This window comes from Pseudomonas sp. LBUM1643, assembly GCF_059716215.1.
The window spans coordinates 4,350,783-4,366,247 of sequence record NZ_CP166813.1 but is presented as its reverse complement, the minus strand read 5'-3'; the positions used below and the strand labels follow the sequence as shown (position 1 = coordinate 4,366,247).

Here is a 15,465-nt window from a genome sequence, read left to right as displayed (position 1 = left end):
GCCCGGTAATGATCTGGAGACGAAATGACTGAGGAGCGCGTCGAGCATCTGCTCGCCGAGGTACAGGATGAGTTCGGCGTGATACGCGTGCTGGAAGTGGCCGATTACCGTTTCCTCGAATTCGGTGATGCCATCGAACAGAGTTGCGTGTTTACTGCCGATCCCAGCTGGCTCGAATACGACTACACCCGCGCGATGTTGATTGGCGCGTTGTGCCACGATCAGCCGGAGAGTGCGCTCTTTCTGGGGCTCGGTGCAGGGACCTTGACCCAGGCCTGTCTGAAGTTTCTGCCGCTGGAAGACGTCGAGGCTATCGAGCTGCGTCCCGATGTACCGCGCCTGGCCATCGAGTTCCTTGGGCTGGACGACGATCCCCGGCTGTATATCCGTGTGGGCGATGCGCTGGAGCTGCTCGACACCGCCGAGTCTGCCGACCTGATTTTCGTCGACCTGTATACCGATGTCGGTCCGGGTGTCGGGCATCTGGCCTGGAGCTTTTTGGAGAACTGCCAGAAGCGCCTGAATCCAGGCGGCTGGCTGGTGATCAACCAATGGGCCACCGATGATGGAAAACCCTTGGGCGCGGCGTTGCTACGCGGTTTGTACCACCGCCATTACTGGGAGTTGCCGGTGAAGGAGGGCAATGTGATCCTGCTCGTGCCTTCGGAGCTGGACCAGGAGCTGGACATGGACGGTCTGATCGCGCGAGCTGAAGGGCTGGCGCCACAGCTGGGGTATTCGTTGTCGTCGCTGATTAAGGCGATTCGCCCGGCTACTTGAAGGCGATATAAGTCCCTTGTAGGAGCTGCCGAAGGCTGCGATCTTTTGATCCTGGTCTTTCAACGTCGTCCAACAGGCGGAAAATCAAGATCAAAAGATCGCGGCCTGCGGCAGCTCCTACAGGGGGAGTGTGGGGACAAATGGCTTCAGCAGCCTTTGAAAACGCCCGGCCGCTTCTCCACCATCGACCGCACGCCTTCCTTGGCATCCTCACTCGCCATCAGCTTCTTCACCAGCGGCGGCAACGCCTGCGCCGCTGCAGTTTCCCCTTCATGCCGTGCCTGGCGAGCCGACATCAATGTCGCCTGAACCCCAAGCGGCGCCTGCCGGGCGATCCGTTCGGCCAGCTCGATCGACCGTGGCAACAAATCCTCGCTGGCCATGACTTCCTGCACCAACCCCAGGTGCAACGCATCGTGGGCATCGAATTCATCGCCGGTCAGCAGCCAGCGCATGGCATTGCCCCAGCCCGCGAGCTGATGCAGGCGCAGCGTGGCCCCGCCAAACGGAAAGATCCCCCGTTGCACTTCTTTCTGGGCGAAACGGGTGTTGCTGGCGCACAGGTTGATGTCAGCGGCCAGCATCAGCTCGATGCCGATGGTCAGGCAGTAACCTTGTGCAGCGACAATCACCGGTTTACTCACCCTTGGCCCGGCAAATACACCCCAGGGATCGCAGCCGCCCGGAGGCGCCTGCCAACCTTCAGCCAGGGACGCGCTGGCACTGACCAGGTCGAGCCCGGCGGTAAAATGCTCGCCATGGGCAAACACCACGGCCACCCGCGCTTCGCTGTCCGCTTCGAGCTCGCCATAGGCCAGGCTGAGTTCGTTGAGCAGTTGCAGATCGAAGGCGTTGCGCTTGGCCACCCGGTCCAGACCGATCAATAGAACATGACCGCGGCGTTCGCGGCTGACTCGACTGCAGCTGGGCTGATCCATGGAACATTTCCTCGGGCGGGGAGAGGTGGGAAGGCGTCAGTGAGACCGCAGGTTTTAGTCTTCAGGGTGAACCGTTTTAGCGCCAACTCCAGCAGGGCCGGGCCTTTGAAAAATAGACCGTTGCGCGATTATCCGCAAAGCCTGTGACATAACGGTGTATCCGTCAGTTTTCCGACAAATAATGCTCCCTTTTTGGGCGAATTCCGGTATAGTGCGCGCCGGCCTTTAACCGGGCCGCGTTTAGGTAGCGCAATTCCCCGAAGTCAGCTTCGGCTGCACGTCCGCACACCGGACTCTCCCTTGACGAATCTTTTTCATTCATTCGTTTTCGCAAATCCCCGCCGACAAAGCAGCCAGGGCGACTCTTGAGTCTTACACGGCATGCGCAGCTTTGGAGCATGGGTCTTTGCGGATGCACTTAGAGGCAGACCCATGACCCAGGAAACCGGCGGCTTCGCCGCTTTTAATCTTAATCCGAATATTCTTGCAGCCGTCATTGCGACTGGCTACGAAGAGCCTTCGGCTATTCAGCAGCAATCGATCCCGATCATCATGGCCGGCCACGACATGATTGGCCAAGCGCAAACCGGTACGGGTAAAACCGCCGCTTTCGCCCTGCCGATCCTGCATTGCATCGATCCTGCCAAGCGCGAGCCGCAAGCCCTGATCCTGGCGCCAACCCGTGAGTTGGCGCTGCAAGTAGCAACCGCTTTCGAAACCTACGCCAAGCAAATGCCGGGCGTTACCGTTGTGGCCGTTTACGGCGGCGCGCCTATGGGCCCACAACTGAAAGCAATCCGTAACGGCGCACAGATCGTTGTCGCCACCCCGGGCCGTCTGTGCGACCACCTGCGTCGCGACGAGAAAGTCCTGTCGACCGTGAACCACCTGGTTCTCGACGAAGCTGACGAAATGCTCAAGCTGGGCTTCATGGACGACCTGGAAGTCATCTTCAAGGCTCTGCCAGCGACCCGTCAGACCGTACTGTTCTCGGCGACTCTGCCACAGTCGATCCGTGCCATTGCCGAACGTCACCTGCGTGACCCGCAGCACGTGAAGATCCAGACCAAGACCCAGACCGTTACCGCGATCGAACAGGCTCACCTGTTGGTTCACGCTGACCAGAAGACCTCGGCTGTATTGAGCCTGCTGGAAGTCGAAGACTTCGACGCCCTGATCATGTTCGTGCGCACCAAGCAAGCGACCCTGGACCTGGCCAGTGCCCTGGAAGCCAAAGGCTACAAAGCCGCTGCGCTGAACGGTGACATTGCTCAGAACCAGCGTGAGCGCGTGATCGACTCCCTCAAGGATGGCCGTCTGGACATCGTTGTGGCGACCGACGTTGCTGCTCGTGGCCTGGACGTTCCGCGCATCACTCACGTGTTCAACGTTGACATGCCGTACGACCCGGAATCCTACGTTCACCGTATCGGCCGTACTGGCCGTGCCGGTCGCGAAGGTCGCGCACTGTTGCTGGTGACTCCGCGTGAGCGCCGCATGCTGCAAGTGATCGAGCGTGTAACCGGTCAGAAAGTGGCTGAAGTCCGCCTGCCGGATGCTCAGGCCGTTCTCGATGCCCGCATCAAGAAACTGACCAACAGCCTGTCGCCGCTGGTTGCTGATGCTGAATCGACTCACGGTGACCTGCTGGATCGCCTGACGGCCGATATCGGTTGCAGCCCGCGTGCCCTGGCCGCAGCCCTGCTGCGCAAGGCTACCAACGGTCAAGCACTGACCCTGGCTGCGATCGAGAAAGAACGTCCACTGGTGCCGAACAATGCACCGCGTGGCGATCGTCCTGAGCGTACCGGTGATCGTCCGGACCGTGGTGATCGCGAGCGTCGTGCTCCGGTTCCATTGGCTGAAGGCCGTGCTCGTTGCCGTACCGCGCTGGGCGCGCGTGATGGTATCGCTGCCAAGAACCTGCTGGGCGCCATCCTGAACGAAGGCGGCCTTGCTCGTGAAGCGATCGGTCGCATCCAGGTGCGTGACAGCTTCAGCCTCGTTGAGCTGCCGGAAGATGGTCTGGAGCGTTTGCTGACCAAGCTGAAGGACACTCGCGTTGCCGGTAAGCAGTTGAAGCTGCGTCGCTACCGCGAAGATTGATCCGCTCCCGAGCTGATTGATCGAACATAAAAAATCCCCGACTGGTTCGGGGATTTTTTATGCCTGCGTTTTTTTGAGTCCGCACGGTCCCTGTAGCTTTGTAGCTTTGTAGCTTTGTAGCTTTGTAGCTTTGTAGCTTTGTAGCTTTGTGGCGAGGGAGCTTGCTCCCGCTGGACTGCGCAGCAGTCCCCATCTTTTCAGATAGAGAGAGGGGCAGCTTCGCGACCCAGCGGGAGCAAGCTCCCTCGCCACAGGTTTGCGTCGAAGGCTCGGCGGCTGCTACAGGCGATCGGGTCGCGGCATTTATTCCGTTACCGGTCCGCCACCCGCCGTAATCACTTGCACACTCATGCGCGGTGTCGCCAGATCAAGCCCGGCTTCATCCAGTTGCCGTTTGAGTAACAGGTTGAACGCCCGGGAGACTTCCCACTGCTTGATCGGTGCGGTCTTGAATCGGGCGCGAAGTATTGCGTTGCCCGACTCGAAACTCTCGACGCCCTGAATCTCCAGTGGCGACCAGATGTTGCGCCGTTGCAGTGGGTCCGTCCGCATCTTCTGCCCCACATCGCGCATCAGCTTGATCGCGTCATCGATATTCATGGCGGAAGGGATGGCCACCCTGAAAATCGCGTAACCGAATTCCCGGGAGTAGTTCTTGATGCTTTTGATTTCGCTGAACGGAATGGTGTGGACGATGCCGTCGATGTCTCGCAGGCGCACGGTGCGAATCGTCAGCCCTTCAACCGTGCCCAGGTGGCCGCCAACGTCCACGTAGTCATCGATGGCCAGGGAATCCTCGATGATGATGAACAGCCCTGTAATCAGGTCGGCAACCAGCGACTGGGCGCCGAAACCAATGGCCAGGCCGATCACGCCGGCACCGGCCAGCAGTGGCGTGACATTCATGCCCATGTTCGCCAGCGCAACGATCAGCGCAACAATGAAAATCGCCACGAACAGCACGTTGCGGATCAGCGGCATCATCGTCTGCGCGCGGGCATTCGCCAGGCCTTTGCGCGAGCGGGTGAGGGCGTGGTGCACTGCGGTGTCACTGAGAATCCAGATCAGCCAGGCAAAAATAAGCGTCCCCGCGAGGCTGAACAGTTTGACGCTGACTTCATGACCTTCGCCTTCGGTGAAGGTAATCAGTGACATTCCCCAGACGCGCAGGCCAAGCTCAATGAACGCCAGCCACACCAGCAGGTGGGCGAGGGTGTAGAAAAAGTTTTTCAGTCGATCCGAATACAGTGCATGCCGCTTCACTCCTCGCTGCGGTTTGAGCGAGTGGCGGCGCACCAGCCCATTGATGACCATGCACAGCACCAACAGCACCGTGCAGATCAGCGACTGACGCAACGCAGTGCTGGTGTCGCCAGCTGACACGAAAGTGGCAAACAACGAAATGCCCACCAGTACCAGGGCGGGTATGTACCAGAAGGTCCCGAGGATATCGATGGTGTCGCTGAGTGCGCGGCGGGTCAGGCGACGTGAGAGTGGCTGGTTGCGGATCAAGTGAGCGATTGGACGCCGGAAGCGCAGAATGAACAGGCCGGTGGATAGCGCGGCCAGGACATTGGCAATCGTTGCGGCGGTGTGTGCCAGGTGGGTGCCGAGGCTTTCAACCAGTCGCGGATCACTCAAGGCTTCGCCGAATGCGGCGAAGCTGCCGATCAGCCACAACGGCCGAAAGGCCTGATGCCGCAGGATGTACAGGGCGCGGTGACGGTGTGGGCCGTCGAGCAGGGAGAAAGCGATGACGCAGACCGCCGAAAAGCAGGTGCCCACCACCAGCGCATACGCCAACACCATGGCCAGGCTTTTGCCCAATGACGAGGGCAGGGCGTAGGTCATGTAGACCGTCATCACCAGTGCAATCAGCCACGGCCCGAGCTTGCGCAAGGCGAAGCGCAACATGTCCAGGGCGCTGGGATGTTGCGGCAATTCTTCGGTCAGGCCGAAGCGCATTCGCACCCGGTGGCTGAGCCAGATCAGCACGGCGGCGAGCAAACTCCAGACCATCAGGATCATGGCAAAGGCAAAGATGATCGGCAGCCATTCATTGGCCGGCACTATCAAGGCTTTCAGTTCTTCCTTGGTCAGTTCGTACTCTTCGGACCAGCGCGTGAGCGGGCTGTCGGCGCCGGAAAACTGCTTCTCGAGACTTGCCAGTGTCCCGCCGATCAACCCGAGTACACCCTGTTCGGCAGCGGGCTGTGCCTTTTTGGTGGCATCGCGCAACTTCTTCAGGTCGGCGAGCAACTTGGTCCGCTGTTGATCGTTCTCCAGCGACTTGATGACTTCGTCCAGGGATTGCCCCAGCGGTTCTTGTGCTTCTGGCTGGGCTTTCGCCGAACCGTTGAGCAGGCTCGGCAGACCGACGGCCTGGGCTGGCGCCATTGGCAGTAGCGTCATGAGGCAGACGAGGAGGAAATACGGCAGGGCGAAAAGACGAGCGAACACTAGGCGGTCAACCTTGGAATGAGCAGATCGACCGAGTGTACGAGCCCGCTAAAATCAATGCGAGCCGGGGAGCGGATTTATTCGTTAAGTTTGGCGAGGATCTTGAACACCACGGTGGCGAGGATCGTCAGCATGCCGATCCACATGGCGAACACGCCGGCATTCTTGTCACGGAAATTGAAGCCAATGGCTAGCAGGATCATCCCGGACAGGATCGGAATCAGCATGGCGTGGAAGGACTGCATCGAGATCATGGCGACTGCCTTGTCAAAAGGAATAACTTAATTGTAGGAGCTGCCGCAGGCTGCGATCTTTTGATCTTGTTTTTTAGGATCAAGATCAAAAGATCGCAGCCTGCGGCAGCTCCTACAGAGAGAGCGCATCTGCAAACGCTGCCATGGGCAGCGGCTGTCTCGGGGATTAAGGCAATTCCTGGCAGGCGTAAAACGCGCTCAGCACTTTCACCAGGTGGGCTAGGTCATGACTGCCGCACAGTTCACGGATCGAATGCATGGCGAACGTCGGCAGGCCGATGTCCACGGTGCGCACGCCCAGCTGACTGGCGGTAATCGGGCCGATGGTCGAGCCGCAACCCATGTCGCTGCGCACCACGAAGCTCTGCACCGGTACTTCTTCGGCCATGCACAAATGGCGGAAGAACCCGGCGGTTTCGCTATTGGTGGCGTAGCGCTGGTTGCTGTTGACCTTGATGACCGGGCCGGCGTTGAGTTTCGGGCCGTGGTTGGCGTCATGCTTGTCGGCGTAGTTGGGATGCACGCCATGGGCGTTATCGGCCGACACCAGCAGGGACTTCTGGATGGTCCGCACGAACTCGTCACCGTCGGGCAACAGGCGGCGCAAGGTTTGCTCAAGCATCGGGCCATCGGCGCCGCACGCCGAGCAGGAGCCGACTTCTTCGTGGTCGTTGGCCACCAGCACGCAGGTTTCGTCGGTCTCGGCCGTCAGCAATGCTTGCAGGCCGGCGTAGCACGACAGCAGGTTGTCCAGGCGCGCGCCCGCGATGAAGTCGCCGTGCAGGCCAATAACCGCGGCGCTTTGGGTGTCGTAGAAGCTCAGCTCATAGTCGAGCACCACGTCGGCGTTCAGACCATGTTCCAGTGCCAGTTGATTGGTGAGCACTGCACGGAAGTCGACGCGCTCGTCGCCGGCAAATTGCGCGAGGATCGGTGGAAGTTCAGTCTGCGCATTGATCGCCCAGCCCATGTTGGCTTCACGATTGAGGTGAATCGCCAGGTTGGGAATGGTCGCGATGGGCGCCTTGAAATCGATCAGTTGGCTCTCGACCTTGCCGTCACGACGGAAGGTGACTCGGCCAGCCAGGGACAGATCACGGTCAAACCAGGGTGCCAGCAGCGCACCGCCGTAGACTTCGACACCCAGTTGCCAGAAACCCTGGCGTTGCAGTTCCGGTTGCGGCTTGACGCGCAGGCACGGGCTGTCGGTATGGGCGCCCACCAGGCGAATACCGCCATGCAGCGGTGAGTGACGGCCCATCTTGATGGCGACGATCGAGGAGTCGTTACGGGTGACGTAGTATCGGCCGTTGGCTTCGGTGGTCCAGGGCTCACGCTCATCAAGGCGCTGAAAGCCCGCCGCTTCCAGGCGCTGTACTAGGCTGGCAGTGGCATGAAACGGGGTAGGGGAGGCCTTGAGGAAGTCGATCAGGCCTTGGTTCAACTCTTCGCGCATAAGTAGCTCCAGACAGCAGTGGCGCCAGTTTAACGTATTGAAAGCGCAAAGTGCGGCGGCCGGTCAGCGACTGTCGAGCGCAAATTATTGTGGCGAGGGAGCTTGCTCCCGCTCAGCTGCGCAGCAGTCGTAGATCCGGCGGTGCGCCAAAGAAAATGTCGTTGCTGGTTTTGGGAGCGCTTCGCACTGGAGCGCCAGCCCGGTCCAGCGGGAGCAAGCTCCCTCGCCACGAAAGCCTCTTCGCCCCAATAAATCGCTAAAGGGTTTTAGAACGGTGCCGGGCACTCGAAGCGCAGGCGTTCACCGGTTTGCGGATGGGTGAAGCTCAGCATGCTCGCGTGCAGGCACAGTCGTGGCCAGGCAGCCAGTGCCTGTTCGTGGGCGTAAAGCCCGTCGCCCAGCAGTGGATGACCAATGGACAGCATGTGCACGCGCAGTTGATGGGAGCGGCCAGTGATGGGCGTCAGTTCGACCCGGCACCAGTCGCCGCATCGCTCCAGTACGCGCCAGAAGGTCAGGGCGTGTTTACCGAATTCATGGTCAACCACATGACGTGGTTTGGTCGGCGGATCGTAGCGCAACGGCAAATCGATGCTGCCGCTGTCGAGTTCCGGCTGGCCCCAGCACAGTGCGGTGTAGGCTTTTTCGGTTTCGCGGTCGTGAAATTGCCGGGACAGCTCGCGATGAGTATCCGGGTCACGCGCCAACAGGATGATGCCGGAGGTTTCCCAGTCCAGTCGGTGGACGATTCGCGCTTCCGGGTAGCCGTTTTCTTGCAGGCGGGTAATCAGGCAGTCCTTGTTGTCATCAGCCCGGCCAGGGACGGAAAGCAGCAACGTAGGCTTGTTCACCACCAATACGGCGGCGTCCTGATAAATGATGTGGACGTTGGACAACGGCATTAAAACAGCCTCGTAACAAATGCCAACGGCGACTCAGAACCCACGATCCCCCGTAGGAGCTGCCGAAGGCTGCAATCTTTTGATCTTGTTTTTAAAAAAGACAAAATCAAAAGATTGCAGCCTTCGGCAGCTCCTACAGGGGCCCTTGGGTGCTGAGCCGCCGTGGCTCCTGTCTGATCGACTAGCGGTCAGGCAGGGTGATATTGAGTTCCAGAATCGAGCAGCTGCCCTGGTTTTCCAGAGCGACATGCACGTCATCGGACCCGATATTGACGTATTTGCGAATCACCTCGACCAGTTCCTTCTGCAAGGCTGGCAGGTAGTCCGGTGTACTGCGTTGGCCGCGTTCATGCGCCACGATGATCTGTAGACGCTCTTTCGCTACCGAGGCTGTGCTTGTCTTCTTGTTGGCACGAAAGAAGTCAAAAAGGTTCATTACCTACCTCCAAACAGGCGCTCGAAGAATCCCTTCTTCGTGACATCGAGAAAACGATGCTCTACGGTTTTGCCCAGCAGACGATCGACGGCATCGCTGTATGCCTGGCCGGCATCGCTCTGGTCGTCGAGAATCACCGGTACACCCGAGTTGGAAGCCTTGAGCACTGCCTGGGATTCCGGAATGACACCCAGCAGGGTGACGGACAGGATTTCCTTGACGTCTTCGACGCCGAGCATTTCACCGTCGTTCACGCGTTGCGGGTTGTAGCGGGTCAGCAGCAAGTGTTCCTTGATCGGATCCTCGCCCTTTTCAGCGCGGCGGGATTTGCTGGCCAGCAGGCCGAGCATACGGTCCGAGTCACGTACCGAGGACACTTCCGGATTGGTCACGATGATCGCTTCATCAGCGAAGTACATGGCCAGGTGGGCGCCTTTCTCGATGCCCGCCGGGGAGTCGCAGACCACGAATTCGAAGTCTTCTTTCAACGCCATCAGGACTTTTTCCACGCCTTCGACGGTCAGCGCGTCTTTGTCGCGGGTCTGGCTGGCGGCGAGGACGTAAAGGTTTTCCAGGCGCTTGTCTTTGATCAGGGCCTGTTGCAGGTTCGCTTCGCCGTTGACGACGTTGACGAAGTCATACACCACGCGACGTTCGCAACCCATGATCAGGTCGAGGTTACGCAGGCCCACGTCGAAGTCGACGATAACTGTTTTGTGACCGCGCAGTGCGAGGCCGGTACCGATAGCGGCACTGGTGGTGGTCTTACCCACACCACCCTTGCCGGATGTAACCACGAGAATCTTGGCCAAGGTGTTTCACCCCTAAGGAAAAAGGACATTTAGCCCCTGAAAAACATCTCTAGAAAACTACTGCAGTCGGACAGCCTTGGCTGGAATCCGGCCCTGAACGGCGATTACCTTCGGTAAACACTGCTTTTGGCCATTTTCCGACTTCGTTCAAGCCGTTTTCGCTACGTTTTAGAGATGCTTGGAAAATGCGGCAGTATCCGTTAAAGCCGAATGATGTTCAACACATCGCCCGACAGGCTGACCTGTACGCCCGAACCCCATAAAGGGTCGCGTCGCAGATCCTCCGAAACCTTGTAATGGCCCGCGATGGAGACCAGTTCAGCGCTCATTTGCTGACAGAAAATCCTGGCTTTCGTGTCGCCCTTGACCCCGGCCAGAACGCGACCACGCATCGGGCCGTATACATGGATGTTGCCATCGGCCAGAAGTTCCGCCCCCGGGCTCACCGAGGAGATCACCACCAGATCACAGCCCTGGGCATAAATCTGCTGACCACCGCGTACCGGTGACGTGATGATTTTCGTTGGCTTGATCGTCGGCTCCGGTGGCTTTTCCGGTTTTTTCACCACGACGCCTTCATTCGGGTCCAGAGGACGTTCCCGGGCACCGGACGGTGGCAGCACCGGCAAATCCACGGCAATGGCGGCAGCGATGTCCTCGATGCGGCTGGCACGGATCGCCAGCGTGCGCAGGCCATGTTGACGGCACACGCGCATCAGGCCGGGCAAATCCACGGCGCCTTCGCCGGGTGGAAGTTTGTCCAGGGCCAGCACCAGCGGGGCGTTGCTGAAGAAGTTGGGCGCCTGGGCGACCTTGGCGGCCAGTTGTCGATCGAGGTTCTCGAGGTCGTTACGGGCCAGTTCCAGCACCGTAATGGCAAGCATGCTGCCCTTCAACTGGAACACGGGATCTTTGTCTAGCGGTTCGGTTTGGCTCATGGTCGGCATACAACGACTTGTCACTAAAAGTGCCGAGACTTATAACGAGAACGCCCGCGAGCCGCAAGCCGGGTCGAACGATGTAGAATGCGCGGCCATTGTCTTGACGGAAGCTTTAATGGATCGCCCGCGTTTTCGAACAGCCTTTCTTTCTCCGCGTTTCTGGCCGCTGTGGTGTGGCTTGGGGCTGTTGTGGCTGATTGTTCAGCTGCCCTATCGCGCGTTGCTGTTTATCGGTCGCTTGCTGGGTGCGCTGATGTATCGGCTGGCCGGCGACAGACGGCGCATCGCCAAGCGCAATCTCGAACTGTGTTTTCCTGAAAAATCCGCTGCCGAGCGCAAACGCCTGCTCAAGGAAAACTTCGCTTCTACCGGCATTGCCTTCTTTGAAATGGCCATGAGCTGGTGGTGGTCGCGCGAGCGTCTGGCGAAACTGGCCCATGTCGAAGGCCTGGAGCATTTGCAAAAAGCCCAGCGCGAAGGCAAAGGGGTGATCCTGATGGCGGTGCATTTCACCACGCTGGAAATCGGCGCGGCATTGCTCGGCCAGCAGCACACCATCGATGGCATGTACCGCGAGCACAAAAATCCGCTGTTCGATTACATCCAGCGCCGTGGCCGCGAGCGGCACAACCTCGACTCGCTGGCGGTGGAGCGCGATGACGTGCGCGGCATGCTCAAACTGCTGCGTGCCGGCCGGGCTATCTGGTATGCGCCGGATCAGGACTACGGCGCCAAGCAAAGTATCTTCGTGCCGTTGTTCGGTATCCAGGCGGCGACCGTCACTGCCACCAGCAAGTTTGCGCGCCTGGGCAAGGCGCTGGTGGTGCCGTTCACCCAGGAGCGTCTGGCAGACGGCAGCGGTTATCGACTGGTGATTCATGCCCCGCTCGAAGGCTTCCCGGGCGAGAGCGAAGAGGCCGATTGCATTCGCATCAATCAATGGGTCGAAGGCGTCTTGCGCGAGTGTCCCGAGCAATACCTCTGGGCCCATCGCCGCTTCAAGAGCCGTCCACCCGGCGAGCCCAAGCTCTACGCCAAGCGCGGTTAAAACCCACAAGCACCAGGGAGTGTTGCGATGAGTCCTGCTGAACCGGTTACAGGTTTGATTCTATCCGGCGGCGGGGCTCGGGCGGCCTATCAGGTCGGGGTGCTGGCGGCGATTGCCGAGTTGCTGCCCGAGGGTGCAAACAATCCCTTCCCGGTGATCGTCGGCACCTCGGCCGGAGCAATCAATGCGGTGAGCCTCGCCAGCGGGGCGATGGACTTTCGTGGCGCTATCGAGCGTCTGACGGCCTTCTGGCAGGGCTTTCGCAGCCATCTGGTGCTGCGCAGCGACTGGCCAGGGGTGATCCATCAGGCCAGCCGCTTTGTCGGTCACAGCTTGCTGGGCATCGGTGCGCAGGTACCGGTGGCGTTGCTCAACAGTTCGCCGCTGCGCGGATTGCTCAACGAAAAACTGCACATGAACGGCATCGCTGAGGCCATCGCGCAAAAACAATTGCAGGCCGTGGCGGTGACCGCGTTCGGCTACGAATCCGGCCAGGCCGTCACGTTCTATCAGGGCGGCGGCACCATCGACGCCTGGTTGCGCCATCGGCGTATCGGCGTTCCGACTCAATTGTCGGTTGAACACTTGCTCGCCAGCTCCGCTATTCCGCTGCTGTTTGCGCCGGTAAAAATCGGCGAGGAGTATTTCGGCGACGGCGCTGTCCGCCAATCCGCACCGATCAGCCCGGCCCTGCACCTGGGCGCGAGCCGTGTGCTGGTGGTGGGCGTGAGTGGCAATCCGCGAGGAGTCGATCCGGAGCAACCGCTGCAACGCGCCTACACAGGCCAGCAGCCGACCCTGGCACAGATCGGTGGGCACATGCTCAACAGTACGTTCATCGATAGCCTGGAAAGCGACATCGAGCTGCTGCAGCGTCTGAACCAGTTCAGCCACCTGATGCCCGATGGCACGCCGACCCGTGCGTTGGGCGTGGCGCCGGTCGAAGTGCTGGTGATTTCACCGAGCCAGCCGATCGATGAAATTGCTGCACGGCATCGCCAGGAATTGCCGGCGGCGCTGCGGCTGTTCCTGCGCGGGCCGGGAGCCACGAAAACCAGCGGGGCAGGGGTGCTGAGCTATCTGCTGTTCGAGGCGGGGTATTGCAGCGAATTGATTGATCTGGGGCGGCGGGATGCGTTGGCCAAGAAAGCTGAGTTGTGCCGGTTTCTCGGGTTGATAGAGCCGGTGGTTTCGGCCTGAGATTGGCGGTGCGGCCATCGCTAGCAGGCTAGCTCCCACAGTTGATCTGAGTGACGCTGAAGATCCACTGTGGGAGCTAGCCTGCTAGCGATGGCGTCTTTGCAGACGCCGCAAAACAATGATCAGAAGTGGAACTTCACCAGGAAGCTCGTCACGTTCTGATTGGTCGTAAAGGCACGGGTATCGTCGATCCCGTACTTGTCCTTCCAGTAGTCGTACTCCACACCCACATACAACTGCTTCTCGCCGACATTCAGCGCCTTGCCCAGGTCGTATTTGACCTGTGGGTTGAAGTGCAGGTTGGCGTGGTAGTCGCCTTTGGAATTGGTGTCATTATCCATCACCCAGTCCATGTAACCATCGATCAGGATGTTCGAGTCGCCGACCGGAATGGTGTAGGACCACACGGGCGTGACCTGCCAGACGTTGTCGCCCGGACGGCCGCCGTCGGTGTGGCGCTGGTAGAAGTTCAGCTGGAAGTAGTCGAAACCAGGGATCGCCAGGTCGAAACCAGGACCGATCAGGTAGGCCTCGGTATCACCTTCGCCGAACTCGTAGGTCATGGCCAGCAGCACGTCTTTGATCGGGCCGAACTCGATCTTCTGGTCCAGCACCTTGCCCAGAGAAATGCGCGGCTGGAACTCACCGTAGTAGGTGTTCGGGCCGACGGTGTTGTCGTCCTTGCCGTTGTAGAAGATCTTGTCGACGAAGAAGAAGTTATCCCCATATTTCCACGCGTCGGCATGTTCGAAGGTGACGGTTTGCTGAATGGCCGGGTTGACCTTGAAGTCCTTGCCATACAAATAGCTCAGGCTGTTGTTCTGCCATTGCAGCAAGTCGCCGGCCATCGCTTGGCCCCCGGCCAGCAAGGTCGTGGCAAGCATCAGGCTAGTGCACGTACGTTTCATTCGGTTGCTCCCAAAAAGTTGGTGTTCCACGTTTTTTTTCTAAGTTCGGCGCTCTGGTGTGGCGCCTTTTTCTGTCGCTGCAAAAGTCATCCATTCGGTCAGCTTTAGTGCTGTTAGCAAGAGCTGAGCCAAGGCTTTCAAAAAGCAAAAAAACTCCCGCTCGGCTGCTCAAAAACAGTCGATTGAGAGGGGTTTTGGATTGCCTTGATGCTGACCGGCGCCGGGATAAGTTGGCTTTCTGGTCAGGATTTAAATCCGGGCTTTTTTTTAAAGCGGATTCAGGCGGCCGCGGAGAATACTGACTCCTTGACCAGGTCTCAAGTGCCCCGCAACAGAGCACCGACGACAGGTTTGGCGCACGGTTGCGGGTCATCTTAGAAATGCACCTTCACCAGCAGGCTGGTGGTGTTTTCGTTGGTGTCGAAGCTGGATGTGTTCTCGATGCCGTATTTGTCTTTCCAGTAGCTGTATTCGGCGCCGACGTACACCTGTTTCTCACGCCAGCCCAAAGCTTTGCCCAGGTCGTATTTCACCTGCGGGTTGACGTGCACGTTGGCGTGATAGGTACCGTGTGAGTTCTGGTCGTTGTCCACGACCCAGTCGATGTAGCCGTCGATCAATACGGTCGAGTTACCCAAGGGAAGGGTGTAGGACCAGGCCGGTGTGATTTGCCAGACATCATCGCCGGGGCGGCTGCCTTCGGTCTGGCGACGATAGAAGTTCAAGGTGAAGTAGTTGAAGCCCGGTACGGCGAGGTCGAAACCGGGGCCGATCAGGTAGGCCTCGGTGTCGTCTTCACCGTTCTCGTAGGTCATGGCCAGCAGCACGTCCTTGATCGGACCGAACTCGAGACGGCGGTCGAGGATTTTGCCGAAGGAGAGGCGCGGGCTGAACTCGCCGTAATAGGCGTGAGAGCCCTTATTGCGATCCTTCTCGCCGTTGTAATACGTACTGTCGACGAACAGGAAATTGTCACCGTACTTCCATTTGTCGGCATGCTCGAACGTCACTGTCTGCTGGATCGACGGGTTGACCGCAAAATCCTTGCCGTACAGATAGCTCAAACTGTTGGTCTGCCACAGCAATAAATCGCCGGCCATGGCCTGACTGGCGGCCAGTAGACCAGCGCCCAACAGCATGTTTGTCTGTGTCCGAATCATCTGTTGCTCCCTCTTGTTTTTATTGTTTGAGGCGCAGACAGCCCTTAACCCTGTAGAAGTGAGC

Annotated in this window: 14 protein-coding genes; 4 read left to right on the top strand and 10 right to left on the bottom strand. The window is 59.2% G+C overall.

The window, feature by feature from the left end:
* Positions 1–24: 24 nt before the first annotated feature.
* A complete protein-coding gene (locus ACA063_RS19645) occupies positions 25–780 on the top strand; it encodes a spermidine synthase (RefSeq protein WP_497663018.1) in 756 nt (251 codons plus the stop codon).
* Between the two features lie 146 nt (positions 781–926).
* Here ACA063_RS19645 and ACA063_RS19640 read toward each other — a convergent pair whose 3' ends face one another.
* A complete protein-coding gene (locus ACA063_RS19640) occupies positions 927–1,718 on the bottom strand; it encodes a crotonase/enoyl-CoA hydratase family protein (RefSeq protein WP_497663017.1) in 792 nt (263 codons plus the stop codon).
* 432 nt (positions 1,719–2,150) lie between these two features.
* Between ACA063_RS19640 and ACA063_RS19635 the strand changes: the two genes are divergently transcribed.
* Positions 2,151–3,824, top strand: coding sequence for a DEAD/DEAH box helicase (locus ACA063_RS19635; RefSeq protein WP_162437505.1), 1,674 nt, complete (start codon positions 2,151–2,153; stop codon positions 3,822–3,824).
* Between the two features lie 303 nt (positions 3,825–4,127).
* On the opposite strand, the gene ACA063_RS19630 is transcribed toward ACA063_RS19635, so the two are convergent.
* From ACA063_RS19630 to minC, 7 genes are all read right to left on the bottom strand, one after another.
* Positions 4,128–6,284: a mechanosensitive ion channel family protein gene (locus tag ACA063_RS19630; RefSeq protein ID WP_497663016.1), complete on the bottom strand. Its 2,157-nt coding sequence runs from the start codon at positions 6,282–6,284 to the stop codon at positions 4,128–4,130.
* A 77-nt stretch (positions 6,285–6,361) separates the two neighbouring features.
* Positions 6,362–6,538 carry a hypothetical protein gene (locus ACA063_RS19625; RefSeq protein WP_178114294.1) on the bottom strand — a complete coding sequence of 59 codons (177 nt, stop codon included), beginning with the start codon at positions 6,536–6,538 and terminating at the stop codon, positions 6,362–6,364.
* Positions 6,539–6,704: 166 nt separating this feature from the next.
* Complete coding sequence (locus ACA063_RS19620) at positions 6,705–7,994, bottom strand: M18 family aminopeptidase (protein ID WP_497663015.1); 1,290 nt, start codon at positions 7,992–7,994, stop codon at positions 6,705–6,707.
* 266 nt (positions 7,995–8,260) lie between these two features.
* Positions 8,261–8,896 carry an RluA family pseudouridine synthase gene (locus ACA063_RS19615; protein WP_162437502.1) on the bottom strand — a complete coding sequence of 212 codons (636 nt, stop codon included), beginning with the start codon at positions 8,894–8,896 and terminating at the stop codon, positions 8,261–8,263.
* Between the two features lie 181 nt (positions 8,897–9,077).
* Positions 9,078–9,332, bottom strand: coding sequence for a cell division topological specificity factor MinE (minE, locus tag ACA063_RS19610; protein ID WP_162437501.1), 255 nt, complete (start codon positions 9,330–9,332; stop codon positions 9,078–9,080).
* The gene (gene minD, locus ACA063_RS19605) at positions 9,332–10,144 is read right to left on the bottom strand and encodes a septum site-determining protein MinD (protein WP_045060222.1); all 813 of its coding nucleotides are present in this window, start codon (positions 10,142–10,144) and stop codon (positions 9,332–9,334) included. The genes minE and minD overlap by 1 nt, the downstream gene beginning before the upstream one ends.
* A gap of 200 nt (positions 10,145–10,344) precedes the next feature.
* Positions 10,345–11,082, bottom strand: a complete 738-nt coding sequence (gene minC / locus ACA063_RS19600) for a septum site-determining protein MinC (protein ID WP_497663014.1) — start codon at positions 11,080–11,082, stop codon at positions 10,345–10,347.
* A 118-nt stretch (positions 11,083–11,200) separates the two neighbouring features.
* Between minC and ACA063_RS19595 the strand changes: the two genes are divergently transcribed.
* Positions 11,201–12,133: a lipid A biosynthesis lauroyl acyltransferase gene (locus ACA063_RS19595; protein ID WP_497663013.1), complete on the top strand. Its 933-nt coding sequence runs from the start codon at positions 11,201–11,203 to the stop codon at positions 12,131–12,133.
* 27 nt (positions 12,134–12,160) lie between these two features.
* A complete protein-coding gene (locus ACA063_RS19590) occupies positions 12,161–13,333 on the top strand; it encodes a patatin-like phospholipase family protein (RefSeq protein WP_497663012.1) in 1,173 nt (390 codons plus the stop codon).
* 122 nt (positions 13,334–13,455) lie between these two features.
* On the opposite strand, the gene ACA063_RS19585 is transcribed toward ACA063_RS19590, so the two are convergent.
* Both ACA063_RS19585 and ACA063_RS19580 read right to left on the bottom strand, forming a co-directional pair.
* Positions 13,456–14,241, bottom strand: a complete 786-nt coding sequence (locus ACA063_RS19585) for an outer membrane protein OmpK (protein ID WP_497663011.1) — start codon at positions 14,239–14,241, stop codon at positions 13,456–13,458.
* Between the two features lie 374 nt (positions 14,242–14,615).
* Positions 14,616–15,401: an outer membrane protein OmpK gene (locus tag ACA063_RS19580; RefSeq protein ID WP_497663010.1), complete on the bottom strand. Its 786-nt coding sequence runs from the start codon at positions 15,399–15,401 to the stop codon at positions 14,616–14,618.
* Positions 15,402–15,465: the final 64 nt, after the last annotated feature.